At 56.2% G+C, this 25,094-nt stretch carries 31 protein-coding genes; 15 read left to right on the plus strand and 16 right to left on the minus strand.

All coding sequences use genetic code 11. The features are described from left to right. Positions 1–26: 26 nt before the first annotated feature. The 3 genes from Q8N00_17685 to Q8N00_17695 all read right to left on the minus strand — a co-directional run bounded on the left by Q8N00_17685 (position 27) and on the right by Q8N00_17695 (position 1,860). Complete coding sequence (locus Q8N00_17685) at positions 27–500, minus strand: hypothetical protein (protein MDP2384617.1); 474 nt, start codon at positions 498–500, stop codon at positions 27–29. A 79-nt stretch (positions 501–579) separates the two neighbouring features. Beyond that, positions 580–1,011 (minus strand): DUF5069 domain-containing protein, encoded by a 432-nt coding sequence (locus tag Q8N00_17690; protein MDP2384618.1) that lies wholly within the window; start codon positions 1,009–1,011, stop codon positions 580–582. Positions 1,012–1,179: 168 nt separating this feature from the next. Then, positions 1,180–1,860 carry a DUF3386 family protein gene (locus tag Q8N00_17695; protein ID MDP2384619.1) on the minus strand — a complete coding sequence of 227 codons (681 nt, stop codon included), beginning with the start codon at positions 1,858–1,860 and terminating at the stop codon, positions 1,180–1,182. Positions 1,861–2,172: 312 nt separating this feature from the next. Between Q8N00_17695 and Q8N00_17700 the strand changes: the two genes are divergently transcribed. Further along, a complete protein-coding gene (locus Q8N00_17700; protein ID MDP2384620.1) occupies positions 2,173–2,553 on the plus strand; it encodes a hypothetical protein in 381 nt (126 codons plus the stop codon). Between the two features lie 11 nt (positions 2,554–2,564). Here the strand turns inward: Q8N00_17700 and Q8N00_17705 are convergent, their stop codons facing one another. Both Q8N00_17705 and Q8N00_17710 read right to left on the minus strand, forming a co-directional pair. Further along, a complete protein-coding gene (locus tag Q8N00_17705) occupies positions 2,565–2,861 on the minus strand; it encodes an ATP-dependent Clp protease adaptor ClpS (protein ID MDP2384621.1) in 297 nt (98 codons plus the stop codon). A 138-nt stretch (positions 2,862–2,999) separates the two neighbouring features. Then, positions 3,000–3,680 (minus strand): hypothetical protein, encoded by a 681-nt coding sequence (locus Q8N00_17710; protein MDP2384622.1) that lies wholly within the window; start codon positions 3,678–3,680, stop codon positions 3,000–3,002. Positions 3,681–3,714: 34 nt separating this feature from the next. Here Q8N00_17710 and cax point away from each other — a divergent pair, with 34 nt between their 5' ends. Continuing rightward, positions 3,715–4,788, plus strand: a complete 1,074-nt coding sequence (cax, locus tag Q8N00_17715; protein ID MDP2384623.1) for a calcium/proton exchanger — start codon at positions 3,715–3,717, stop codon at positions 4,786–4,788. 129 nt (positions 4,789–4,917) lie between these two features. Here cax and Q8N00_17720 read toward each other — a convergent pair whose 3' ends face one another. From Q8N00_17720 to Q8N00_17730, 3 genes are all read right to left on the minus strand, one after another. Then, on the minus strand, positions 4,918–5,130 hold the full coding sequence (locus Q8N00_17720; GenBank protein MDP2384624.1) for a hypothetical protein: 213 nt from the start codon (positions 5,128–5,130) through the stop codon (positions 4,918–4,920). Positions 5,131–5,344: 214 nt separating this feature from the next. Further along, on the minus strand, positions 5,345–6,478 hold the full coding sequence (hemW, locus tag Q8N00_17725; protein ID MDP2384625.1) for a radical SAM family heme chaperone HemW: 1,134 nt from the start codon (positions 6,476–6,478) through the stop codon (positions 5,345–5,347). 2 nt (positions 6,479–6,480) lie between these two features. Then, entirely contained in the window at positions 6,481–6,750 is a 270-nt protein-coding gene (locus tag Q8N00_17730) for a hypothetical protein (GenBank protein MDP2384626.1), read from the minus strand. Between the two features lie 70 nt (positions 6,751–6,820). Here Q8N00_17730 and Q8N00_17735 point away from each other — a divergent pair, with 70 nt between their 5' ends. Genes Q8N00_17735 through Q8N00_17745 form a run of 3 tightly spaced genes read left to right on the plus strand, consistent with a single transcriptional unit; the run spans position 6,821 to position 8,043 of the window. Next, positions 6,821–7,048, plus strand: coding sequence for a zinc ribbon domain-containing protein (locus Q8N00_17735; protein MDP2384627.1), 228 nt, complete (start codon positions 6,821–6,823; stop codon positions 7,046–7,048). Between the two features lie 2 nt (positions 7,049–7,050). Continuing rightward, positions 7,051–7,371, plus strand: coding sequence for a hypothetical protein (locus tag Q8N00_17740; GenBank protein MDP2384628.1), 321 nt, complete (start codon positions 7,051–7,053; stop codon positions 7,369–7,371). A 9-nt stretch (positions 7,372–7,380) separates the two neighbouring features. Beyond that, on the plus strand, positions 7,381–8,043 hold the full coding sequence (locus Q8N00_17745) for a hypothetical protein (GenBank protein MDP2384629.1): 663 nt from the start codon (positions 7,381–7,383) through the stop codon (positions 8,041–8,043). Between the two features lie 114 nt (positions 8,044–8,157). On the opposite strand, the gene Q8N00_17750 is transcribed toward Q8N00_17745, so the two are convergent. Together Q8N00_17750 and Q8N00_17755 are read right to left on the minus strand one after the other, a co-directional pair. Beyond that, complete coding sequence (locus Q8N00_17750; protein MDP2384630.1) at positions 8,158–9,045, minus strand: SUMF1/EgtB/PvdO family nonheme iron enzyme; 888 nt, start codon at positions 9,043–9,045, stop codon at positions 8,158–8,160. 3 nt (positions 9,046–9,048) lie between these two features. Further along, complete coding sequence (locus tag Q8N00_17755; GenBank protein ID MDP2384631.1) at positions 9,049–9,798, minus strand: iron-containing redox enzyme family protein; 750 nt, start codon at positions 9,796–9,798, stop codon at positions 9,049–9,051. 57 nt (positions 9,799–9,855) lie between these two features. Between Q8N00_17755 and Q8N00_17760 the strand changes: the two genes are divergently transcribed. Both Q8N00_17760 and Q8N00_17765 read left to right on the plus strand, forming a co-directional pair. Next, positions 9,856–10,140, plus strand: coding sequence for a hypothetical protein (locus Q8N00_17760; protein ID MDP2384632.1), 285 nt, complete (start codon positions 9,856–9,858; stop codon positions 10,138–10,140). A gap of 89 nt (positions 10,141–10,229) precedes the next feature. Beyond that, complete coding sequence (locus Q8N00_17765; GenBank protein ID MDP2384633.1) at positions 10,230–10,466, plus strand: DUF2007 domain-containing protein; 237 nt, start codon at positions 10,230–10,232, stop codon at positions 10,464–10,466. Positions 10,467–10,473: 7 nt separating this feature from the next. Here the strand turns inward: Q8N00_17765 and Q8N00_17770 are convergent, their stop codons facing one another. Beyond that, complete coding sequence (locus tag Q8N00_17770) at positions 10,474–10,932, minus strand: hypothetical protein (protein ID MDP2384634.1); 459 nt, start codon at positions 10,930–10,932, stop codon at positions 10,474–10,476. A gap of 107 nt (positions 10,933–11,039) precedes the next feature. On the opposite strand from Q8N00_17770, the gene Q8N00_17775 reads away from it, so the two are divergent. Next, entirely contained in the window at positions 11,040–11,642 is a 603-nt protein-coding gene (locus Q8N00_17775; protein MDP2384635.1) for a hypothetical protein, read from the plus strand. A gap of 42 nt (positions 11,643–11,684) precedes the next feature. Here the strand turns inward: Q8N00_17775 and Q8N00_17780 are convergent, their stop codons facing one another. Beyond that, a complete protein-coding gene (locus tag Q8N00_17780) occupies positions 11,685–12,479 on the minus strand; it encodes a hypothetical protein (protein MDP2384636.1) in 795 nt (264 codons plus the stop codon). A gap of 154 nt (positions 12,480–12,633) precedes the next feature. Here Q8N00_17780 and metH point away from each other — a divergent pair, with 154 nt between their 5' ends. Then, entirely contained in the window at positions 12,634–16,323 is a 3,690-nt protein-coding gene (metH, locus tag Q8N00_17785) for a methionine synthase (protein ID MDP2384637.1), read from the plus strand. A gap of 39 nt (positions 16,324–16,362) precedes the next feature. Here the strand turns inward: metH and Q8N00_17790 are convergent, their stop codons facing one another. Together Q8N00_17790 and Q8N00_17795 are read right to left on the minus strand one after the other, a co-directional pair. Beyond that, entirely contained in the window at positions 16,363–16,872 is a 510-nt protein-coding gene (locus tag Q8N00_17790) for a hypothetical protein (GenBank protein ID MDP2384638.1), read from the minus strand. Positions 16,873–17,008: 136 nt separating this feature from the next. After that, entirely contained in the window at positions 17,009–18,151 is a 1,143-nt protein-coding gene (locus tag Q8N00_17795; GenBank protein ID MDP2384639.1) for a response regulator, read from the minus strand. Between the two features lie 464 nt (positions 18,152–18,615). On the opposite strand from Q8N00_17795, the gene rph reads away from it, so the two are divergent. The 4 genes from rph to Q8N00_17815 all read left to right on the plus strand — a co-directional run bounded on the left by rph (position 18,616) and on the right by Q8N00_17815 (position 21,361). Next, positions 18,616–19,359 carry a ribonuclease PH gene (gene rph / locus Q8N00_17800; protein MDP2384640.1) on the plus strand — a complete coding sequence of 248 codons (744 nt, stop codon included), beginning with the start codon at positions 18,616–18,618 and terminating at the stop codon, positions 19,357–19,359. Positions 19,360–19,369: 10 nt separating this feature from the next. Then, positions 19,370–20,002 (plus strand): XTP/dITP diphosphatase, encoded by a 633-nt coding sequence (locus Q8N00_17805; GenBank protein MDP2384641.1) that lies wholly within the window; start codon positions 19,370–19,372, stop codon positions 20,000–20,002. A gap of 75 nt (positions 20,003–20,077) precedes the next feature. Continuing rightward, the gene (locus Q8N00_17810) at positions 20,078–20,245 is read left to right on the plus strand and encodes a hypothetical protein (GenBank protein MDP2384642.1); all 168 of its coding nucleotides are present in this window, start codon (positions 20,078–20,080) and stop codon (positions 20,243–20,245) included. A gap of 174 nt (positions 20,246–20,419) precedes the next feature. After that, positions 20,420–21,361 (plus strand): RHS repeat-associated core domain-containing protein, encoded by a 942-nt coding sequence (locus Q8N00_17815; GenBank protein ID MDP2384643.1) that lies wholly within the window; start codon positions 20,420–20,422, stop codon positions 21,359–21,361. Positions 21,362–22,154: 793 nt separating this feature from the next. On the opposite strand, the gene Q8N00_17820 is transcribed toward Q8N00_17815, so the two are convergent. Then, positions 22,155–22,532 carry a DUF5615 family PIN-like protein gene (locus tag Q8N00_17820; GenBank protein MDP2384644.1) on the minus strand — a complete coding sequence of 126 codons (378 nt, stop codon included), beginning with the start codon at positions 22,530–22,532 and terminating at the stop codon, positions 22,155–22,157. Continuing rightward, entirely contained in the window at positions 22,525–22,749 is a 225-nt protein-coding gene (locus Q8N00_17825; protein ID MDP2384645.1) for a DUF433 domain-containing protein, read from the minus strand. The genes Q8N00_17820 and Q8N00_17825 overlap by 8 nt, the downstream gene beginning before the upstream one ends. Positions 22,750–22,962: 213 nt before the next feature. Between Q8N00_17825 and ndk the strand changes: the two genes are divergently transcribed. Together ndk and Q8N00_17835 are read left to right on the plus strand one after the other, a co-directional pair. After that, positions 22,963–23,382, plus strand: coding sequence for a nucleoside-diphosphate kinase (gene ndk / locus Q8N00_17830; protein MDP2384646.1), 420 nt, complete (start codon positions 22,963–22,965; stop codon positions 23,380–23,382). A gap of 151 nt (positions 23,383–23,533) precedes the next feature. Continuing rightward, the gene (locus tag Q8N00_17835) at positions 23,534–24,940 is read left to right on the plus strand and encodes a tetratricopeptide repeat protein (protein ID MDP2384647.1); all 1,407 of its coding nucleotides are present in this window, start codon (positions 23,534–23,536) and stop codon (positions 24,938–24,940) included. The last annotated feature ends 154 nt before the right edge of the window (positions 24,941–25,094 follow it).

Here is a 25,094-nt window from a genome sequence, read left to right on the forward strand (position 1 = left end):
TGTTGAGGATTTCGTGTGACGTGACTCTATTTTGGCTGGGGTTGAGACACAGGGGCCGATTCGTGTCCGGCAATGTTCGTGGAGGTCACGCAGATACTGACTTGAGGCGCAGCTGGAATGATATTTCGAATGGTGACGGTTCCTCCCCCTCGTGGGTCGTTCGTCCAGATACGAATGACCTGGGTCTGGCTGTGAGGTGAGCTGATATAGACAGACGTCAGCAAGAGGTTTGTCAGCAGAGTGCCGACCGCATTGGTGGAGGGTTCGCGATAGGACACGGTGAGTCCATTGGGGCTAGTCGGAACCGAGACAGTGGTTGTGGGGCAGCCGTCGGGGGCTGTTGTCCCAACGGTCGTTTTGGTTCGAAGTTTCTCGCCTGTCCCATTTGTCGCCAGGTAGGTTACTCCAGGACTGATGCTCCCACAGGCCGCTAGCGAGAGTGCTACCGTGAGAAGCGGCCACTTGATGAGATGTACGATTGTCGGGGAGGGCTGCATCATTGTTCCAATGCTCTGAAGCTCTGCATCAACGCTCTTGGCGCAATCGAAAGCTATTGTACTCCCGAGGTGTGAATAAGCGCTATGGCCTTCGCGGAACGGTGCGGCCTTCTTCTAAGTCTTGGAGATCGGACCAGGCGGTGAGGTCGGTGCGGGAAGGATCGACGGCGTCTCTGAGCTGGTTGAAGTACTGTTGTTTCTCGGGGCTGCTCGGTCCGCGGGTCAGCATTAAGCCGTTCCAGAGCTTGAGCTCAGAGGCGTTGTGTGGTTTCGCAATTTTCCTGAACCACTGGGCTACTGCGTCATCAGTGGGATTGGCTGTGACGGCTGCGGTGAACTGATCGGCTGTGATGCCGGCGAATTCCATCAGCCGATCGTCCATCGGGCAGGGATAAATATATTCGCCTTCGGTGCCGGCCAATACGGCACGGCACTTATCGATCATGCGCGCCAGATGGACATAGCCTTCCAGCGTGAATCGCATGCTGCGGGGGAATGCCGTTCTTAGATCCATAGCAGGATGTTGAAAAAGCCCGCAGGCTTCGTTCTCAGTTCGTCGAAATCCTCAACGTACCCCTGAGGGTATGCCTCCGGTTTCGACTCGCCTGCGGCCTCGCTGGACGGACTGTTTGACCATCCTGCGGGCCACGCGATCATTGCACGGGCTATTGCCGTTCTTTTGTTAAACCAGTTTATGATTCGTGAACGTGAGGTTCTTTACGACGACCGCCCCGTTTTCATAGGTAATGATGCGGCGGGTGGCCGGCAGATCCGATGATCCGACACGCACATAGCTATCGGTGAAACTTTCGACGTTGTTCAGCTTTCCGTCGGTCGGGGAGTAGTAGTAGACGCAGTACTTCGTCGTGAGGTTCTTCTGATCCTGAGTGAGGGAGCTTTCTTCGACATTGATCGTGAAGGCGAACGGCGTCATACCTGGGTGCGCCATCTTGCGATTGATCTGGGTGATGCGATTGTCTTTGAGACGATAGAAGGAGTTCGAGCCGTGAATGTTCAGCTTCGTGCCGAAGGGATGCCCATCTTCTTCCATCGTTAAGGAGTATTTGCCGTCCGACTCTTCGAAGCTTCTCGGGCCACGGTGCACGGCGATCGAGCCGAGCTGCTCCTGTGCCCACTTCTGTACCTCGGGGTCTCCCAGTTGGACCGAAACTTCACGCGGGCCCTTGACCATGACCGGTCCCTTGGTCTCTTTTCCGTTCACATTGACGGTCAAATCAGCGGTAAATCCCGTGAAGTCCTTGGGCCAGCGCGCGGTCTTCTCGAAGGCTTGCCGAAGCATTTCACGAGCCTTTGGATCGTCGGCGACCGGGGTTTCTTCTTGTTTTGGCTTCTGTTGTTCCATGGGGAGATCTCCTTGTTGGGTCGAATAGGCAGGATGCGTTCGAGGCGTCGGCCTTGGTGACGGCCATATTGAGCATCCTGCCAGATGTAGCCTGCAGTATACGCTTGGGGCGAAAGCTGCCACAAGCGCTCGCAGGCGTGAGAGGCAACTGATTGCTCGAGTTTATTGAGTTGAACCAGGCTAACCAGAGAAATAGGCCGGTCTCGCCAGTCTCGCTCAGCGTTCCCACTTAGGCGCTAGAAGAAATTGAGTATTTCGGGTATACTCGCGCCGCGCGGGGGCTCTCTCTCCACGTAGAACGAAAGGATAGACATGGAACGACGGGCTGCTTCCCATACTGAAGAAGAAGAGATGAACCATCGCCGTAAACTGCTGAACGCCGCGAAGAAGGGCGATCAGAAGGCCATTGGCAAGCTGTTAGAGCTCTATCAAGTGCGTATCCATAGCGGCGATATGGTGACGAAGCTGAACAAAACTTCTGCCACGCATAAGCTTCAGGCTCAACTTGCTGAAGGGAAGCCTGTGAAGGGTGGCGGCGGGAGCCATGGCAAGAAGACTGCGCCTGCGAAGCCCGCTCCAGCAAAGGCTGCACCGGCCAAAGTTGCTGCGAAGCCTGCTATCTCGAAGGTCAAGTCAAAGCCAAAGGTAAAGACGCAACCGGTCAAAGCCGCATCGCCGAAACGCAAGAAATAGCCGACGGGCGATTATTGCACAGCCACTCGTAGTCCACCGCCTGCCAACTTTGCCGCGATCTCTTCCGCTTGTGTCAGCCCCCCGGCAAACACGATGGCTTCTCCGTCATGATCGATTTTCCATGCCAGCTCGAAGGCTTTCGAGCTGGTCATGCCTGGAATATATTGGCAGAAGAGCCCAACTACTTGCTCGTAGGTGTGGCATTCGCAATTGAACACGATCACTCGCGCATCGAGTCCGCTCCCGGTGACGGTACTGGCAGTTTCGATCGGGACGGGAGGTGCAAAGGGAGTTTTTGTGCCGGCCATGGGGACGAATATTAGCAGAGTTTGGAGCAACTTTTAACCTGGATTATTCAGGCGGGTCGTCGCGACGCGTTCGAGGACGAGCGCGCTGGTGCAAGTACACCCTACGGCTGACGAGCAGGTCTGTACGAAGGGTTACGGTTAATAGCCGATACGCGTGAGCAGGTGGTTGGTTCTCACCCAATTCTCCCGGGCGCAGGATTGCGCATAGAGTGTGAAATGCGCGGGAGAATCTGTGGCCGGTTGGAGTTGATGTGCCAAGGCGAGCATTTGCGTGTAGGTGAGTGAGGCGGATGTCTTGACGAGGGCGAGCCCGTATTCAAAAAAATACCCCTCTTCAAGAGTCGCGCTCCGCTTCGAGAGTGTCCTCACCCGCGCGAGATCGAATGGTTCCTCCTTGAACGAATTGTCCATGAGATGGAGGAGCGCGGCAGGGCCTGGCACGAGGCTCTCGCCGATGCGAACCGCATGGGAGGGTTCGAAGAGTCCACGCTGAAGACGGCGGTCACGGCACAGGGCTGCGTGAAATTGTGCGCGCCAGACGGGGTCGCGGAGATCTCGGTCGATAGCTTCTGCCACTAGTGAGGAAAGTGGTCCACTCACGTCATACCCTTGCACGAGGCGTCCCGATTCGATGAGATCCGGAAAGCTCATGCCCATTCGGTCTTGAAAGGCCGTGACGCCAGTCATGGGCGTCAATTGCATCGCCATGAAGTCGCGAAAGTGAACGGTGGCAAAGCGAGTCAGGAGCCTGGTCAGGGTCTCCGGATGGCAGAGGTGGAAGGGGTAGAACAACGCGTGGGGTGGTTGCCGGTGATTCATCGACAAAGTCTCACAGTCATGTTAGTTTTTGCGTGTGAAATATCTCTTCACGTCGTGGCTTGATTATCTGCTCATCTTCGTCCCGGTGACGATCGCACTCGAGGTGCTTCGAACCGATCCGCTACTGGTGTTCATCTCGGCCTGCCTGGCCATTATTCCACTCGCCGGCTTGCTCGGTCGAGCCACTGAACATTTAACAGCCCATGTCGGTGCTGGAGTCGGCGCGCTCCTCAATGCGTCGCTGGGCAATGCAGCAGAATTGATTATCGCACTGGTGGCTCTCCGCGAGGGCCTTCATGACGTCGTCAAAGCGTCGCTGACCGGCTCAATCCTGGGAAACATCTTACTCGTTCTTGGCGTCTCGATGTTTGCCGGTGGCATGAAGTATGAGCGGCAGAAGTTTAATCAAACTGCTGCCGGAACGGGTGCCAGCCTTCTGCTTCTCGCCGCTGTCGGGCTCATCATTCCTGCACTCTTCCACTACACCGCGGCCGACCGTGGCGTGGCGATTGAGCGAGAGCTTAGCTTGGAAATATCCATCGTGTTGTTCATTATTTATATCGCAAGTCTCCTGTTTTCCTTGAAGACTCATCGCCATCTCTTTGCCGGAGAGTCGCATGATACATCGGACCTTGGAGAGCAGCCTTGGACCAAGGGTGCATCGATTGCTGTGCTCACCGTGGCGACCTGTTTCGTGGCCCTCATGAGTGAAATATTGGTGGGGGCGCTGGAGCCTGCATCGCACACTCTCGGGCTCACGCAAGTCTTCGTGGGTGTTATCCTTGTCGCGCTTGTGGGTAATGCGGCTGAACATTCTACGGCGGTGATCGTGGCGCTCAAAAATAAGATGGATCTGGCATACGGAATTGCGGTGGGATCTAGCCTGCAGATCGCCTTGCTCGTGGCGCCATTGCTTGTGTTTGCCAGTTATTTCTTCGGGACGCCGTTGGACCTGATTTTTACACCCTTCGAAGTGGCTGCCGTGACCATCTCGGTCCTCATCGTCGGATTTGTCGCGATGGACGGAGAGTCTAATTGGATGGAAGGGGTGATGTTGGTCGGGGTCTATGTAATGCTTTCGATCGCCTTTTTCTTTCTGCCGGCCTAGCAGGATGCTTTCGAGGCTGTGGCCTTTATGAGCATCCTACGAGAGTGCTCACTGACGGTCTGGCGGCATGAGCCAATGTCTTGATTCTGAACGTCTCGCTTCTCTCGCCAGTCTCGCGTGTTATCCGTCTCAGGCTTTGTCCATGTCGATGACTTCTGTGGCTTCCCAGAGATTTTTCAGCTCCGCATCCGCCAGATCTTTCACTCGATCTTCTTCTGTCTCCTCGCCGAATTGAGAGGCTTTTATCGGTAGCGCCTTGTCTTTATCTGAGGACGGCGTCACCGCCTCTATCGGTAAGGGCTGTCGTCTTCGCTTCTTGGCAGGATCCATATTAACGGGCATGTTACCTCCGACGTGATCTACGGCCAGTGTCCATCCAGCCAAGGAGAAAAGTCAATGATCGCTAGACTGAACTGTTGCGTTTCCCCACAGGCTGTTCAAAAAGGCCGTCCGGCAAGGACGCAGTGAGGGGAGGGCCGAGGCGTGCCCTCAGGGGGACGTTGAGGGTCTGAACGATGCGAGAACGAAGCTGGAAGGATTGTTCAACGGTCTGTTTCTAGTACAGCTTCTCGGCGATGGTGTCGGCCTGTAGGAGGCCTTTCGCCGATAGTTTGCTGCGTTCACCGTCTTGTTCGATCAATTCTTGCGCAAGCAATTGAGCCGTGAGCGCGCTGTGTCCATAGTTCAAAGCATGTTGATACAGGTTGTGAGAGGGAATTCCTTGGATCAGTCGTAATCCGAAAATCACGGCGTCGCGGAGTTGTTCTTCTTTGGAGAGGGTGATGCGCTCTTCAATGGGGAGGAGATCTTTTGTCAGCGAGTGGTTGTAGGCATCGAGGTTTGGGACATTGCCGAATCTTGTTCCGCCTAGATAGGACTGGGCACTGGGGCCGAATCCCAGATATTCCCCATTGGTCCAATAGAGCAGATTATGGCGGCAGGCATGTCCGGGCCTGGCATAGTTCGAGACTTCATATCGCTCATAGCCTGCGTCCGAGAGTATCCTCTGTGCAGCCTCATCCATCTCAATTTGAAGGCCTTCATTAGGCGAGGGACTCCGTTCGAGTCGAATATTTGATGCGAGCCTGGTCTCCTGTTCCACGGTGAGTGCATAGCAAGACAGGTGTGTCGGCTGCAGTGCAAGGCAATGGGTCAGAGTTTTCTTCCAACTGACCAGGCTTTGCCCAGGCAACCCATACATCAAGTCAAGGTTGATGTTTGTGAAGCCGGAGGATCTGGCCATCGCCATAGCTGTGACGGTCTCACTGACAGTGCCGGGCCGACCGATTCTGAGGAGATCGCCATCCTCCATCGATTCTGCACCGAAGCTCAGGCGAATCACACCGGCCAGACGTAGTTGAACAAGGTCCTGCGCGGAGATTGTCGAGGGGTGGCCTTCCACGGTGACTTCACAGTCTGACGTGAGGCTAAACCGGTTCCGAATCTCGGAGAGGATGGCGATGAGCTGAGCCACGGTCAGAACCGTCGGTGTGCCACCCCCAAGATAGACGGATTGGATTGGGCGCCCCACAGCGACCTGTTGTTGTGCCGATAATCCAATCTCATGCAAGAGCGATCGGACAAAGGCGTCCGCCCGTTCCTCGCGATGGATTTCCAGATAGAACGAGCAGAAATCGCAACGCTGGCGGCAGAAGGGGATGTGGAGGTACAGGCCCAGAGGAGGGGGCATGGTCACGGCAGGCTGAATCCTTGGGGTTTAGAAAAGTCCCGCGACAGGACTATTTCTATCTCATCAGCCGGGGATTTCCCGCGATTGCGCACGTGAGGCTGCCAGGCCTTTTGTTGGCGCAACGAGTCGAAGAGCACTTTGAGTAGCTCCGGCTTGATGTGCGCTTCCCATTCCCGCACCCAGGCATGAGCCTCCTCGTCGCCCTCATAGTCGTCGGGAAAGGAGGCCTCCAGGCTGAATCGAAAAGTGAAGGTTTTTTCTTCTTGATACATACAAGTCCTCACTGATTGCGAACTGGCCTGGTCGATCTTATAATACCCCTCAGATAAAGGAGTATGACTCATGCCTATCTTCGAATATGTCTGCGGCGAATGCAATCATCGGTTCGAGCTCTTGGTCTATGGCTCCACGCCTGCGGCCTGTCCCAAGTGCAAGACGACGAAGCTGGAGAAGCAAATTTCTTCGTTCGGAGTCGGAGGCACGGATGGCTGGGTGTTGCCGGGTAACGGCGGCGGTTCTTGCGGAAGTTGCGGTGACCCGCGTGGCCCCGGTTCCTGTTCCACCAATTGATCATGGAACCAGGCGAGCAGAACCTTCAGCGCGCGATTGCCATGATCTCTCAGTCCGACCCGATCACCAAATTGCTCGAAGAGGTAAAGTTGGGCCGGATGAAACCGACCGATGCCGGATTACGAGCCGTGACTGGTTCGTGGCTGGGGACCTATCAGAAAGTAATTGAATCCGGCGGATTGACCGGCCAGGCTTTGCGCCGTATCGACCCACAGCCTCGTTTGGCAGTTTTGATCGAGTATGGCGTATTGACGGGTGAGCAGCAGGCGGTCACGGCCCTCTGTGCGAGTTTCGAGAAGGCCGTCGCTGCAGCAACGGAGTGATATCATCCCATGTGGGCGTTGTCGGTCATCGCCGTCTTTCTCCTGATCATGGGGCCGATCGAGGAGGGCCGGGCAGAAGAGGGCTTCGGTACGAACGCCATCCTGACGATTGCGCCGAAGGATCTTCCTCGCATTCTGCCAGCAGAGTCCCATCTCCTGATCGATCCGCTCTCCATTGAACAATTTCTTGATGCGCTGGATGGCGCCCCACCAGACTGGGCGATGGTCTACGGTCATGGCCATCACGATCCCGAGCATGACGAGAGATTGTTCGCATTGAACCGTGAGCGCGATGCGAACCGGGCAGGGAAGGAGGCCCTGAACTGGGCGGTAGCCTTTCGCTGGGCAGGAGAGCTGTCTCGGTTTGAGTCAGAAGTTGGCGGGTTCACTATTGCGATGGGGCCGATCTTCACTGCCACTCGATGGGGTATGGTTCGATTCAAAGCCGAAGACCTTCCAGGCAATCTCGTGGCAATCCCCGGCGCGGGTGAGCGCGACCGCCTGCGTCGACAGGTAGAGGCCGGTCAAAAAATCGAGATTGAGATCCTGATGATTGGGCGACTCATTCCCGAGGAGTCGCTGATCTACGACTTTTCCCATGATGAAGAAGGTCTGGGGCTCATCATGCCGGTCGTGCGGGTTGAGCGAGTTGAGTATCTGTTGGCCCAGTGAGGTTCCAAGCTCTGAACGATAGGTGCGGAACGTTGAAGCGACAATCGTTTCCATGCGTAGCGTTCATCGCTCACCGTTCAACGCTTCCTGCCCGGCGGGTTTTTTAGCAGCCGGCTAGAATGCATCCTTGGTACAGCGAAAGCCGGTGCCGCTTGGACGACTGTCCATCGTGCCCCAGTCGCGGTCGCCCGTGCGTAGACTGATCGCCGGTTTCAACCAGGACCCACCGCGCATTGCTTTGATTGCGCCACGGGACGGCCCTTGAGGATCTGAGAGGGGCGCGTCTTTGTAGTAGTTTGGGTTATACCAATCCTGTATCCATTCCGCGACGTTGCCGGCCATGTCAGACAGTCCGTACGGGCTGACGCCTGCGGGAAAGCTGCCGACCGGCATCGTGAGCACCTCACCCTTGATGCCCTTTTCTTTTGAAATCTGCGCGCCCTCTCCTTGGACCCAGAAGGCATCCCAGTCCGCTCCGCTCTGAAAGTCGATGGTGCGACCGGCCCAATAGCTGGCGCTGTTGGCCTTTCTGACATCCCACTCATTTCCCCAGGGGTAGCGACGGCCATCGGTGCCACGCGCGGCCTTTTCCCATTCCGCTTCAGTCGGCAGACGTTTGCCTATCCACGTGCAGTAGGCGACGGCATCCTCCCAACTGACATTCACCACGGGGTGGGTGCCGATGCCAGAGATGGGTAGATTGTTTTCCCATAAATTTGAGGCAGGATTAGCGTTCGCCGGCGCACGATGTCCGGTCGTTTGGACGAATCGCGCATAGGCATCGTTCGTCACTTCGTAGCGGTCGATCCAGAATGAGGTGGTCGAGATAAGGCGCTGTGGTTGTTCGTCCGGAAGATCATCGCTGCCTGCCGGATTCCCCATGAGGAATTCTCCGGCAGGAACCAGCGCCATGTCGTCGGAAAGAAGGGCGCTGGTGGCCAATTGCGGATGGCTGATGGTCAGGACAACAGACAAGAATGCGAGAGAGATCAACGAACGCACGAGTTAGGTCTTTTTTAGTCCACAGGCCTTGGCCACCGCATCGCGATAGGCTTGCCAGAGGGTGAGGCATTTCTTGAGACAGCTCAAGACGGCCTGTTGTTGTGTCCGTGTGGTGGCGTAGTTCACGACCATGGCATAGGCATCGTGGCGATGGCCGGCTTCGACCAGTTGGTGCGCGCGAATCAGATCCATGGCATCGGGGGAGAGGCCGTGGTATTTCACCAACGGGTGGCGCTGGACGATCGCTTCGATTTCTTCGGCGGTTTTGGGTTTGGAAGGGTCGGCAATTTCGGCGCGGTCCTTCACGCTGCCTTCGACGAAGATCGTCAGTGCCGCAGCTCCGACGACCCAGTCTTTCTTATTTGAGGCGGTGTCCAGCCAGGCGCGGTAGCGTCGACTGGCCGGGAGGAGGCGCACGGTCTCGAAGTCACGAGCCGGAAGTCCCAGGCCTGCCATCATGGTCAGAAATAATTCCGGGTGTGATTTGCCCAGCGAGAGCCCACCGGTGTCTTCTTCGTAAATATTATCGGCGAGCATTCGTCGGACCGTGGCCGGGGGATTCTGGCCGTGAATGCGGGCCAGGAAGACAGGAAAGTCTCGTACATAGACGCCATATTCCTGTTGGAAGTGGCGTTTGAGCTGCTCGACGGTGACTGTGCCGTCGGCGAATGCCGGCCAGGCCCAATGATGTTTGCGGTCCATCAGACGCAAGAGTTCTTCGCGGAATCGGCTTTTCGTCAAGGGACGTGTCATGTCTGTTGCCTTCCTGCTGAGCGGCTCGTTACAATTTGATGGCGCGGAGGTACATCAATGGATCGTGTGACGGTTCAAAACCCAGAAGACATTCTGACCATGCTGGCAGAGGTGTCGTTGCGAGGATCAGGTTTTGTGACGGACTCTCTCCTGGACTATGTGTTGGAAGAGGGCTTCACGGAGCCGATTTTTCTCAACGCCAGTGGGGAAGACCCCGATGCCTACTTTAAGGGCCAGTCGCATGCCTGGGCCGTGTATCAGGTCCGGGAATGGAAACGTGTGTTGACCATTTCTGGTGGCCCTGGCAAAGAACGCCGCGTGCAAATTACCGAAACCCCTTAGCAGCCGCTGAGTGTAAGAGGGATGCGTGAAAAAAGCAACGAGACGAGCGGGTATCCGCTCGTCAATTCTGTGACCATCGAGGGTGTACCATGCCGATGATCTGTCTGGCTGAGCCGCAGAATATGGGTGAGCTGGCGATGGTCACGAGTTTGCTGGAGGGCAGCGGTATCGCGTATCTGCTTGAGAATGAACATGTCAGCAGCTTGTATCCGGGACTCCCCATTCTGAACTCGCGTGTCATGATCGACGAGCGCGATCGGCTTGCTGCGAACGTGCTGTTGAGCCGGTTGCGGCTGGACGTGCGTGATGTGTCGGGACAGGCGTAATCGAGGACTAGCGCTGGGGCCTGGGGGCATGGGGGTTCGACGGAGTTTGAATGGGGAGGCGTTCACCGGACCCTTGAAACCATCCGCCGATGAGACGGCCTTCTTCGATGTAGAGATAGCGGTGCTTCACCGTCGCGGCATTTTCCCAATCTTCAAAAATCCATTCTTCGCGGCGGAGGCCTTCTTTGGTGAAGGTGGTGTTGATCGTTTGGGGGCCTCCCCAGGCCTCTAATACCTGTTCTTTGGACATGCCGACCATGACGCGATGTTCTGCGATATGTTTTTGAAAATCAGGGTCTTTGAGTTGCGCGATGAGCGGCCAGACCACCATGAGAAACATGAAGATTCCAAGCCCCGCATAAATCATGAGTCGAACGGGGCGTCGGCGGATAAAGGGTGTCTGTTCTGTGAGATCGGGGGATGAGGCGTTCATCGGTTCTTGGGTGGCGGCAGTCGTGTGATCCATGATGGTGAGCATGGTAGCAATGTGAATCGGAGAGAGTCAAGGAAGCAGGACTGTTTGCGTCAATTTAATCAATAAGATGTGAGTAATCGGTCGAGATCGGTATACTGATGGAGATGCGTCCATTCTGCCATGACACGATTCCTCGTGGTCAGCGAGGCTCACTTCTGCTCAATGGCAGTGCGGTTATTATTGTCGGCATCTTTCTCCTCTGGATTAGTAGCTTCCTGTTGCCGGAGTTCGCGTCTGCCACGATCATCTATTCCTATATCGATGAACGAGGCACGGCAGTCATGACGGACAACTACGAGACCATTCCCGAACGGTATCGTCCGAAGGTTCAGGCGACAGAACATGCTCCCCAAGCCGCCACCAATCATTCGACAGCGGTGCGGCTCCAGCAGTCGGTATTCGATTGGGTACAGGTTGCTCGTGCGCAACTCGGTACATTCACGCCAAGTATTTCTGGATTGACCCCCTATCAGTCCCACGTGCTGACCGTCGGTGGCCTCGTTGGGGTGGTATGTCTGTTGGCCAGACTGTTTGCGCGAAGCCAAGCTATCCGCTTCCTCTCTCTCTGGTGCTTGGTCCTGTTGGGTTTGACCGTGCCTGTCTTGCTCTTTACGTCCCAAGGTTCCGCATTGGATCTCTTCACAGGTCAGGCGGTAAAAGCCCACGAGCAACAGCAGGACCGTCTCCAGCGTCTTCCCTAATTTTCCCTGAACATCGCGTGGAGTCGTGACACCCAGTCGTGGCTAATCCGCGTACTTGGGAAGAGGAATCTTTTTGACGGTGGGCACCTGAGGGGTCAGTTGGTGTTGGGAGAATTCACGCGAGTAGGGATTCAGAATGGGTTCATGCGTATGCCGCTGGCGTTGCTTCACGAGGTCGATACTTTGCGTGCCGATTTCCATTCGATCGACGAGTGACTTGGACGTGAGGGGATCGGGCAGGCCTTGTAACGAAAACAGTTGATAGGCCAGGCTCCATTCGAGTGTATCCTTCGCGGCCTCTTTTACAATAAATCGAGCCTGTGGAGACGAAGCGCCCTTGAATAGCAGGATCCAGATGTTCGATCGGAATGAGGGAGCGGCGGGGGTCTCAGACGGGTGAAACTCCGGGACCAGTGCCGGGATCTTGGAGAGGGGAACGGCCGGAGAAAACTCGATATCGACGAGCCGAACGAAGAGGGTTCGGTTGTCGCTTTCGTCGTTGGGATCGAAGGTGAAACTGAACGAGTAGCGGATCTCGATGCCCTCACGTGTCACGGTGTAGACATCCTCGCCGTTTTCCGGGGAAACGAGCTTCCGAAAATACTTCTCCCAATCGGTGATGTCGTAATAGGTGAAGACACGCAGCGCGGATTTTCGATCCCGTACCGCCTGTGGCATACCGAGTTGTTGATGGAGTTCCGCTTGTGTCAGCCCGAGGTACCCATCCTCAAAATAGGGCGACGCGAAGGCTAGGGAGGGGTGGAGCCAGATGCCGGTAACCGAGGCCAGCGCGACGAGAAACGAGAGAATGGAATGGGACGCATCACGCAGGAGCACAGTGTCTCTCCAGCTAGTCACGGCATGGTATCGGCGGATTCCCGTCCTGTCAAGGCACGATGAACGGGATTGCTTGCTGGCGCCGGAACCGCTCGGTTATGATGGCGATTGTTTTTTTGTCATTGAGACGTAGTCGATCACGGAGACAGGTGATATGAGTGCAAAGTTAGAAGCCCTGCTGCAGCAACGTATTCTCGTCCTCGACGGGGCGATGGGGACCATGATCCAACAGCGGAAACTGGACGAGGCGGCGTTTCGGGGCGAGCGATTCAAAGACTGGAAGCAGGATCAAAAGGGACACAACGATCTGCTGAACCTCACGCAGCCGGCCATCATCGAGGAGATTCATCGCCAGTACTTCGAGGCCGGCGCCGATATCGTGGAAACGAATACGTTCAATGCCCAAGCCATTTCTCTGGCCGACTACGGCATGGAGTCCTTGGCCTACGAGATTGCGCGGGCTGGAGGGGAATGTGCGAGGCGTGCGGCGGCACAGGTCATGGCGTCGACGCCTGGTCGGTCCTGCTTTGTGGCCGGGGCCATCGGTCCCACGACGAAAACCTCGTCGATTTCAACCGATGTCAATAATTCAGCGGCACGCGGCACGACCTACGACGAACTGGTGACGGTGTACTACGAGCAGGTTCGCGGCTTAGTGGACGGCGGCGTCGACATTTTATTGGTCGAAACCATTTTCGATACGCTCAATGCGAAAGCCGCGTTCTTTGCCATCGATACGTTTTTTGAGGATCGCCATGTGAAGCTTCCCATCATGGCGTCGGTGACGTTTATTCAAGCCGGCAGCAACCGCGGGGTCACGGGCCAAACCATTGAAGCCTTTTGGAATTCGATCTCTCATGTGCCGTTGCTCAGCGTCGGCATCAACTGCGCATTAGGGCCCAGGGAAATGCGTCCCTTAATTGAGGAGCTCTCAGGCCTGGCCCCCATCTATGTGAGCAGCCATCCGAATGCCGGACTGCCGAATCCGTTGCTGCCGACGGGATTTCCTGAGACGCCAGACAGTCTGGCGCCCCAATTGAAAGAATGGGCGCAGACCGGCTGGCTGAATATCGTGGGCGGCTGTTGTGGGACGACACCGGGGCACATCAAGATGATTGCCGAGGCCGTCCGGGGTATTCCTCCGCGCGTCCCGCAGCCCGTCGAGCCCTATACCAGGCTCAGCGGGTTGGAAGCGGTCACCCTGCGGCCTGAATCGAACTTCGTGAATATCGGTGAACGAACCAACGTCACGGGGTCACCGGCTTTTTCTAAACTGATTCTGGCTGGCGAGTATGAAGCGGCGCTCTCGGTGGCGCGGCAACAGGTCGAGGGGGGCGCTCAGATTATCGACATCAATATGGATGAAGGCATGCTCGATTCCCAGGCTGCCATGGAAAAATTTCTACGGTTGGTCGCCTCGGAACCGGATATCACTCGCGTTCCCATCATGGTGGATAGTTCGAAGTGGGACATTCTGGAGATGGGCCTGAAGAATATCCAGGGTAAGCCGGTCGTCAACAGCATCAGCCTCAAGGAAGGCGAAGCCAAGTTTCTCCATCAGGCGAAGTTGGTCCATCGCTATGGGGCGGCAGTGGTGGTCATGGCGTTCGATGAGCGTGGCCAGGCCGATACCTACGAGCGCAAGATCGAAGTCTGTGAGCGGGCCTATCGCCTCCTCACGGAGCATATTGGATTTCCCGCCCAGGACATCATCTTCGATCCGAATATCCTGACGGTGGCGACCGGTATCGAGGAGCACAACAATTACGCGGTGAACTTCCTCGAAGCGACGCGCTGGATCAAGCAACATCTTCCGCTCGCGAACGTCAGCGGCGGCGTCAGCAATATATCCTTCTCGTTCCGCGGCAACAATCGCGTGCGCGAGGCAATGCATGCGGCATTCCTTTATCACGCCATCAAGGCTGGTCTGGACATGGGGATCGTGAACGCCGGACAGTTGGCGGTGTACGAGGAGATTCCCAAGGATTTGTTGGAACTGGTGGAAGACGTGCTGTTGAACCGTAGGCCGGATGCGACGGAGCGGTTGGTGACCTTTGCCGAGACCGTTAAACAATTGGGTAAGGTGGCAGTCAAAGACGATGAGTGGCGTTCAGGCACAGTCGAGGAGCGACTCTCCCATGCGTTGGTGAAAGGTGTGACCGACTATATCGAGCAGGATATCGAAGAGGCTCGTCTGCAGTATGCGAAGCCGCTGCATGTGATCGAGGGACCTCTGATGGCCGGAATGAACATCGTCGGGGACCTCTTCGGGGCCGGCAAGATGTTTTTGCCGCAAGTGGTCAAGAGCGCGCGTGTCATGAAAAAGGCCGTGGCCTACCTGATGCCCTTCATGGAGGAGGAGAAGCTCAAGTCGGGAGCCTCAAGTTCGAATGGAAAAATTTTACTCGCCACGGTGAAGGGCGACGTGCACGACATCGGGAAGAACATTGTCGGAGTAGTCCTGGGCTGTAATAACTACGAGGTGATCGATCTTGGGGTGATGGTGCCCTGCGAGAAAATCCTAGCTGCCGCACGCGAGCATGGGGTTGCGATCATCGGGTTGAGTGGATTGATCACCCCGTCACTCGACGAAATGGCCCATGTGGCCCGCGAGTTAAAGCGCGAGGGTTTTGATCTGCCGCTGCTGATCGGCGGTGCGACCACGAGCAAGGCCCATACGGCCGTCAAGATAGCCCCTGGCTATCACCATTCTGTGGTGCATGTGCTGGATGCCTCCAGAGCAGTGGGTGTCGTCGGGAGTCTGGTCAATGCCGAATTGCGGGGCGAGTTTGCCAAGACGGTTCGCGCAGATTACGATTCGATCCGTCAGATCCATCACGACAAGGGGGCGAAAACCCTCTGGACGTTGGCCAAGGCGCGAGCCAATCGGTTCGAATCCAATTGGGCCGAGGTCGATATCCCAAAGCCGGTCTTCACGGGGATCAAGACCTTGCCGCAGCAACCGTTGGATCAACTCATTCCCTACATCGATTGGTCGCCTTTTTTTCACACGTGGGAATTGCGTGGACGTTACCCGTCTATTTTTGACGATCCAGTCGTAGGGCCAAAGGCGAAAGAATTGCATGACGACGCGTTAGCCTTGCTCCGGAAGATTGTGGAGCAACGGCTCTTCACCGCCAACGGGGTCTACGGCTTTTTCCCTGCCAACAGTGTGGAAGACGATATTGAGATCTACCGCGATGAACAGCGGACGACGGTCTTGACGACCATTCATACCCTGCGTCAGCAGTCGGAGAAGCCACAGGGGCAACCGAGTTTCGCGCTGGCGGATTTTATCGTGCCGAAAAAGTCAGGCCGGGCGGATTACGTTGGAGGCTTTGCCGTGACGACGGGAATCGGGGTCGATCTCTTGTGTCAGGAGTTCGAACGAGACCACGACGACTATAATTCCATCATGGCCAAAGCTCTGGCCGATCGCCTCGCCGAAGCCTTTGCCGAATATCTCCATAAGCAGGCGCGTGATGCGTGGGGGTACGGCACAGAAGAGACGTTGTCGGCTGAGGATTTGATCCGTGAGAAATATCGAGGTATTCGACCGGCACCAGGCTATCCTGCCTGTCCCGATCATACAGAGAAGCGGTTACTCTTCGACCTCCTCTCTGCAGAACAGCAGACAGGCATTACCTTGACGGAAAGTTTCGCCATGTGGCCGGCGGCCTCGGTCAGTGGATTCTACTTTGCGCATCCAGACGCCAGATATTTTGCGGTGGGGAAGATTGGGAAGGATCAGGTGCTCGACTATCAGGTGCGAAAGGGCATGCCGCTTTCAGCACTCGAACGATGGTTGGGGCCGAACCTGAACTATGAACCCACTGGTGGATAGTTCAGGCGAAGATTGCTCGTGGACTGGTTCAACAGTCTATTATGACACTGCGGCAAGGACTTTTGCCTGCGTCGGTGTGCCGATCGCAGCGGTCAGCGCCGTCCTCACCTGCCGATACCGTTCCTCAGCCCACCGATTCACGTCGTCTGAATCAGTAAAGACCAATTCCCAGGCCTTCGCGGCATCCAACATCAACAGTTTGTGCGGCTGAGTATTGCCAGGCAGGTAGACCACGAGCACCGCGGATTTTCCCGTCAGGCTGATATCGGTAAACACATGCAGCATGGCGCCATCAGGCAACGTGATATCGCGAGATGCGGCTTCCACGAGTGGATGGTAGAGCCGTTGAAGAAATTGCGACGTCACTTCGTAGGGGTTTGTCGTACTGAGGAGGCGTGGATTGGGTTTCTCTCCAAACAGGTTCTCGGTTAGATAGGTGGCTGCCTCCCAGGTCGGCATCGTGCCCGATGTCACCAAGGCTTCGCAGAGGTAGGCAATCCAATTGCGTGTCGCGGCTTGTTTGCGCGCAGAAATCGTCTTCTTTGCCATGGTCGGCTGACCTTTCGCGGGCGTGAGATGGTGGGGTACAGGATCTGGAAATCAGCGTGGGTATCTGTACCGATCGAGCTGAGGGAAGTATATCGGCGGGTAGAAAGCCGGTCAACGAAATGACGGAAACGGATACTTATGATTCGGGAACGATTCCGGGCGATGCAGGGTCGGCATACCGGTCGTGAATGCGCTTGATGTCTTCCATCGAGGCAAAGAAGATATCGAGCAGTTCGGGGTCGAAATGTTCACCGCGATGTTTGCTCATGAGTTCGACGGCGTGATCAAGGGTGAAGGCTGGCTTGTAGACCCGTTGTGTGGTGAGTGCATCGAACGCATCGGCAATGGCCGCGATCCGTCCTTCGATGGGAATCGCTTCGCCTTTGAGCTTTCGTGGATAGCCATTCCCATCCCAGCGTTCATGGTGAGTCCAGGCAATTAAGGCTGCCACTTTGAGGATTTCCGCATCCGATCCGTCGAGGATGCGATAGCCGATTTCTGCATGTTGCGAGATGACGTCGAACTCTTCCGGCGTGAACTTCCCAGGCTTCAGGAGCACATGGTCCGGCGTTCCGATTTTTCCGATGTCATGCATCGGACTGGCGGTGCGGATCAACTCACAGCGTTCCGCTGAGAGCCCATATTTTCTGGCGAGCAATTCGCAATAGTGGCTCATGCGATGAATATGCTGGGCCGTGGCGCCGTCCCGGTATTCTGCGGCGATGGCCAGCCGTTGAATCGTTTCTTCTCGCGAGAGGCGCAATTCTTTTTCGCTGCGTTCGAGCCATTCGAGCGCTTGCTGCAGCGCCATCGTCCTGGTTCGCACGATGTCTTCGAGGTTCTCTCGTTGAAGACGGTTTTCCACCTCCAGGCGGCGGCGACGGAGGGCATTTGCGACATCGATCAAGACTTCATTGGACTCAAACGGCTTGACGATGTACCCGAAGGCGCCGATGTCTAACGCAGCATTTGCCAGCACGGAGCTATCGAGGCCGGTCACCATGATGACGGCGGTCGAGGGATACTGGCTCAGGATATTACGGACCAGATCCATGCCCGACTCGCCGGGCATATTTACATCGCACAACAGCAAGGCAAAAGGTTGTTCTTCCATTTTCGCACGTGCGTCGCGCGCATCGGACGCCAGCACCGTTTCGTAGCCATGTGTCTGCAGCATATATCCCAACAGCCGACGAATGGGCTCTTCGTCATCGACGATCAGGATGCGTTTAAGTTCAAGAAGGGTTTGCTGGCTTGGTCGGTCAAGAAGTAGCGTCATAATGTGTACGGTCTGGTTGTGTGTGTGGTGATGGAAAAGATTGCCTAGGTCCAGTGAATGGTCGTTACCGTTTTCGATGTCCAGGAGGCTCTAGAGAACAGTAACGGCATGTGCACCTTTTGTGCCATCATATTGCGAAAAGCCCGCACTGCCAGCCCCTGACAACGGATGGCATCTTTATGACCGAGAAGGAGCGGAATGATGCGCTGTGACCGCATTTGAGCGGAGAGCCTGGGCATGGCATACGCGGCTTGGATGGAGTACTCAGCTGGTGTGCGAAAAGAGCTGTACAGATTTCGCCGATCACACCGTGTATTTTTGTACAAATCGACGAGAGGAATGACCAAATGCATACAGTCGTTCCTCTCGATTCCAGTTGTCGCGTGGGGGTGCCAGGCCGGTTTCATTGCGATTTCGCCGGGCCTTCACTTATAATGCGCCACATCACATAACAGGAGTCACCAATGAGCAGTGCAGCAGGATTATTACGTGTCGATGGGCGGCGAAAAGATCAATTGCGTCCGGTAAAGGTCACGCGAAATTTCATTAAGCATGCCGAAGGATCGGTGTTAATTGAAATGGGCGATACCAAAGTCATTTGTACGGCTTCGATTGAAGAGAAGGTGCCTCCCTTTCTGAAGGGGAAAGGGCAAGGATGGGTGACGGCAGAGTATTCGATGCTCCCTCGTTCGACCCACGACCGATCTCCGCGTGAAGCGGTCAAAGGCAAACAAAGCGGTAGAACGTTAGAAATTCAACGTCTTGTCGGGCGAGCCCTCCGAGCCGTGACCGATATGGGGCAGATGGGAGAGCGGTCGATCTGGCTCGATTGCGACGTGATTCAAGCCGACGGCGGGACCAGAACCGCCTCCATTACAGGAGCCTTCATTGCGTTAGCCGATGCCTTCTCCTCGCTCAAGAAGAAGGGGCTAATCAAGAAACGTCCATTGACGGATTATCTGGCCGCGATCAGCGTCGGGAAGGTGGGCGGGGAAATCCTGCTCGATCTCGCCTATACCGAAGATTCGATGGCCGATGTCGATATGAACGTCGTCATGACGGGGCAGGGGCGCTATGTCGAAGTGCAAGGCACTGCAGAACGGACCCCCTTTGCCAAGTCTGAAATGGATGAGTTCATGGCGGTCGGATGGAGCGGGATTCAGACCCTCACCGCGCTACAGAAGGATCTGATCGGGGAATTGGAATAGGGTAGAGGCGATGATCCGTGAATTGGTGCTCGCCACTCGCAACCGGCATAAAGTCATGGAACTCGTCGCCCTCTTGCGCGATCTGGGTATCACGACACGCAGCCTCGATGAGTTTCCCGATGCACCGGACGTGGTCGAAGACGGGACCACGTGTGAGGCCAATGCGATCAAGAAAGCGCGTGCGATCGCCGAGTTCACAGGGTTGCCGGCGGTCGCCGACGATACGGGGCTCGAAGTGGACGCACTCGGCGGGCGACCCGGCGTCTATGCCGCCCGGTATGCCGGCGAAGACGCCACCTACGAAGACAATTGCCGGAAGTTGCTGCGAGAATTGACGGGCGTGCCTCGTGAACGACGAACCGCCCGCTTTCTCACCGTTGCCGCCCTCGCCCTTCCATCTGGCGAAGTACAAGTGGCACAAGGCATCTTGGACGGCACGATCACAGAAGAGGCCAGTGGCGCGTTAGGGTTCGGATACGATCCCGTGTTTTTCGTCTCGGAACTCGGGAAGACCTTGGCACAGATCTCCGCAGATCAAAAAAACACCATCAGTCATCGCGCCAAAGCCTTCACGCACATGCGCGACATTCTGAAAGCGCTGAATGCTGAATGCGCAGTGCTAAGCCCGTGCAAGGATTCGTGATCGCTGCCGCTCAGCGCTCAGGACTCAGCATGTTGAAACGGGCGAGGCGTCGCGCCACCCGATAGGGCGCATATCTTGAGATTGCAGTACAGGGGATTGCTCCAGTCGTTGACGACCAGGGCAATCCCCTTGCTATTTCTGGTTCCGCCATCCTTCGACATCATCTCGGCGGAGCTGACTATCGGCATGATCATAGAAGGGGGCGTCTTCAAGCCCGCCAACCTCGCCGCACAGTTTCAGTAGTTCCCTCTGAGATAGTCCACACTGAATGATTTTCTGTTTGATCGTCATGGCCGCGATACGTTCAGCTATCGTCAAAGGATGTCTGCCGACCGCCTTTAGCGTTGCCCATCGCGAGATTAAGGACACACGTTTTCCTACGATTTCAATGGCGACCTAACGAGCGTAGTCGATCCCTTGACCACCGCGACCTATAGCTGGAATGCCCGGAATAAACTGACTGGCATTTTAGCGACCGGCTTCGCCGCCTCCTTTACCTACGATTCTTTCGGCCGACGCACCGGCAAAACTATCCAGGGAGTCACGACGAATTTTGTCTACGATGGGCTCAATCCGGTACAGGAAAAGGCGGGAGCGACGGTCACGGCCAATCTGCTGACCGGCCTCGGCATCGATGAGTTTTTTGTCCGAACTGATGGGGTTGGGAGTCGAGCGCTTCTCCCCGACGCCCTAGGCTCAACCGTTGCATTGGGAGACAGCACGGGAAGCTTGCAGACCCAGTACACCTATGAGCCCTTCGGCCATGCGACCCAGACCGGCCTCGCGAGTACGAGCAGCTACAAATACACGGGACGAGAAGATGATGAGACGGGGTTGGACTACTATCGGGCACGGTACTATCATCCGAGGCTGCAGCGGTTTATCAGCGAAGACCCGATTGGGTTTGCGGGAGGAGACTTCAATCTTTACGGATATGTGCGAAACAACCCAACACGACGGGTTGACTCTACAGGTCTTAGACCAGGTGCCCCATTCAATTGTGAGAATGACGCCTTGAAAGATGCCTTCGATTATGCATGTACGTCTGGGACCGATGTAGAACATGGTGGGTATATATACGTCATGCCCAACGGAGCGTACTCGTATACGTTCGCCAGTGGACCACCGAACTCTGACGTGCCTGGTACATTGGGGCACGTGAATCCTCCCACTCCGCCACATAGTACGAGAGGAAAACCAACGTCCGTGTTCCACTCGCATCGTTCGAGTGGAAGGTTCGATAAAGACCGTAGCGATATAGATCAGGGGATACGAAACTATTTATTCCTACCGGAATGCAAGGGGATAGTACGGTGGGATTTTGCTCTTGAAACAGAGATGCCTGTCAGCTTCAGGTAAGCCTGCGGCTACTTTAGGAGGAGCGCACCATGGCAAAGTTGACTTGGTTGGCCACGGCAGTGGCAGTTCTCTCGTGTGCCTTAGCGGCGCCGGTTTGTGCTATAGCCGAGATCTCAGAACAGATCGCCATTGAGTCTGCCCATAAGGCCATAGCCAAATACGGCGTCACGCCATCCCGATGGACCTTCTATGTCGAAAAGGATCTCCAAAGGTGGCAAGACATCAAATCCTGGTGGCAGGAGCGCTCTATAAGAGAGAGGCGACTCGGCCTAGAGGATACAGATTTTGGGCCTTGGTTGGCGCAAATGGAATCAATGATTGAGGGATAGCGCGTATGGGCCGTTGTCTACAAGCTGACCCTTGCGCCCGGCGAGAAGGCCTTCCATCCAAACGCGATGGTATTTGTTGATGCTGACTCCGGCAGTGTTATTGCTCTCATTGAGCCGGAGGGTTCCCCACAGTTTCAAAAATAATTCATTGCACCGTATTCACCTACAAACTGGGTGATTGCGGACCTCACCAATCCGCTCGGGCAGAAGACCCCCTACACGCCGGACGCCTTGGATCGTATTACGCAACTGACCGACCTTATCAACAGGAGTATCGCCTTTACCTACGATGCCAACAATAATCTCTTGACTGTCACCGATGCCAAGAGTCAGCAGACGGTCTATACCTATTCGAGTATGAATCGGGTGAGCACGCGCAAAGATCTGCTGTTCAAGACGGAGACTTACAGCTACGATAACAGGTGCCAGATGTTGCGAAGTGGTTCAATGGCAGGTGGCGGAGATTATTGGCCGCGCCGAATTCTAATCGTTTCACGATCGATGATGACGAGTGCCCGTGCTAACTCCGTATCGGAAACTGTCTCGAGAAGGCGGTCGAGCGCATGTTGGGTTTCTTCGATACTCGTCGGCCATACCCGTAACCGGATGATGCCTGCGTGGGAACCAATTGGGAATGACCGTTGGTCTGCGAAATCCTCATCGAATGTCAGAATCATGGCCTGCCGCTGCTGTGCCCAGGCGAATATGTCCTCGTCGGAGCGTCCGGAGAGTTCGACGTCTGAGGTATGGTAGATGGTCCACTGTGCACGTCGAGCGCGAAGCCAGTAGGCAATTGCGCGGGGGATGTTTTGATCCAGCAGAATGATGAGGGCCTCAGGCACGGGGAATCACTTTGTCTTCGTCGATGACCTGGCTGACGTAGTCCAGAGCGGCTACAATATCCTCGCGCGCCAGCTCCGGGTAGGTGTGAAGAATCTGTTCGTGTGTATAGCCAGCGGCGATGAGCCCGAGGATGTTCATGACCATGATCCGAGTCCCTCGGATACAGGGCTTGCCGCTACAGGTATGCGGATCGATGCTGATTCGTTCGTAGCGCATTGATGACCCTCCAGATTCTGGCTGCTTGGCTCAAGCCATGCGACCTGGTCATGATAGCAAGCTCCTCTGGGCGGGTCAAAGGATCTTGCCCTCTCTGATCGATGCGGAGCGCCGTACCGCCTATCCGACCCTTGCAAGCCCATTATCAGCCACTTATAATGCGCGAGTGCTGTTCAATCTATCCTTTAACTGTCTGGAGGAACCGTAGATCCCATGAGTGAACGAACATTAGCGATTATCAAGCCTGATGCGGTCAAGAAGCATGCGATTGGCGACATTGTTGCCAGCTATGAAAAGGCCGGTCTGACGCCAGTGGCTATCCGCATGATGCAGTTTTCCAAAGCAACTGCCGAGGGGTTTTATGCCGTGCATAAGGCCCGCCCGTTTTTCGACAGCCTCTGCACGTTCATGGCGTCGGGCCCGGTCGTGGTGCTGGTCCTGCAAGGTGACAATGCGATCAAGAAGAACCGTGACTTGATGGGTGCGACCGATCCAGCCAAGGCCGAGGCCGGCACGATCCGCAAGGCGCATGGCGCGAACATTGAATTCAATGCGGTGCATGGATCCGATTCGCCGGAAACCGCCAAGTTTGAGGTGTCGTATTTCTTCCCCCAAACCGACATTGTCGGCTAGCAGGAAGCTGAAAACGGCCGCCAGCTTCGTTCTCGGCTCATCGAAATCCTCAACGTACCCCTGAGGGTACGCCTCCGGTTTCGGCTCGCCTGCAGCCTTGCTGGACGGCCATTTTGAGCTTCCTGTCGGAGTGTTCTCCTGTTGGGAATAAATGGTTGTGCGATTTTCGGTCCATCATTGGCCGGATGTTGTGAGATGGATTGTGGGCGTTCTGCTCATGGTTCTTTCCGGGTGCGCCGGTCTGGCGCACCAGTTTCCCGCTTCATCGCCGTCTGTTGCGTCCGGTGCCGATCCGGCATTGGACGCTCAGGCCAAGCTTCTTGAGTCCGCCTATCGGGCCTATGTGCAAGAGCGGTATCCGCTGGCCGCTATGCGCTTCCAACGATTCGTCGACTCCAATCCCAGCTCTCCCAGGTTGAGTGAAGCGCGCTGGTGGCTCGCACGTTCCCATGAAGCGCGGGGGGATCTCCCGGCTGCGCTGTCGGTCTATCGCACGGTGGTTGGGGCGGCGCCGCCATCTGTTCCGCTCACCGGCACCTATGCCTTTCATGCGCTCAATCGTCTCGACACCTTTCGCCGGAGTTTCGGCTCGACCTCTTTATTGGAACGGCGGCAGGTTGCGCTTTGGTTGCCGGACCTGGGCTGGTTCACGACGCCCGATGCCGGGCTCTGGATTGCGCAGCTGGCCGACGCCGGTGTGACATCGTTGATTCTCGAAGCAGGGGTGGCAAGTTTGATGGGGGTATCTGGTCAAACGACTAAGGCTCCGGTTGTCGCGGATCGGTTCAAGACGATCGTGCCGATCGCCCATGCCAAGGGGATGGCGGTCTTGGCGTCGCTCGATCTCCATGAGCCTGGATGGATGGCGGTGAGTCCTGAGTGGCGTACGGTCATAACCAACGACATGGGCCAGCAGGCCGGTTCTGTCGATATCCTCCAGCCCGATTATCAGCGTGCCGTCGGGGACGTGGCGCAGGACTTGTTGCGCACCGACATCGATGGGCTGGTGGTGGGGGCGAGGAGGGCCCGGGGGTTCGCCGAAGAATGGAGCCCGATGTCGCGACGGATGTTCGAAGGGATGGTTGGCTCTTCTCTTGATAGCCGTGACCAACCGGTCTCGCCGGACGCCTGGCGCTGGGCCGGGTGGAAGACGAGGACCTATCTCGGGTTTCTTGCGCAACTGACCAGGCAGTTGCGTCAGACGAGACCGGGGTTTGTGACGGCGGTGGCTGTGCATGAGGAGGCGGTGTTCTCTCCGGCAGAGGCATTGACGGACTATGGAGAAGATCTGCTCGAGGCCAAGCAACGAGGGTTAGATATCATCGTCCAGCCGGAGCCGGTTTCGCCTGAGCGATCGAATGAGCCAGGGGCCGGGATGGAGCGGGTGCGACAACGATTGGCGCTGACGTCTGGAGGTGAACGGCAACTCTGGATGGGTATGGCCCTGGGTGCTTCGGACCCGGCCTCGTTGGTCGCAGCGGTGCAAGCCTCCATTGCGGCAACCGTTGGGCAGGCTGGACCTCATCTGCTACTGATGAATGGACCGGCGATTCCTTGACAAAAGAGGCGCAGGACCACTACGATTCCGCGACGAAATTCTATAGGTCGCGGCCAAAGGTATGAAGCGACAGGAGGGCCAGGGGCGATCACGTTGCCCGAGTCCTCCGTGAGACATGTTTGAGTAGGCTGCGGGAAAACCCGGCTCATAGAGA

It is taken from the genome of Nitrospirota bacterium (assembly GCA_030684575.1).
In the GTDB taxonomy this organism is placed as follows: Bacteria; Nitrospirota; Nitrospiria; order Nitrospirales; family Nitrospiraceae; genus Palsa-1315.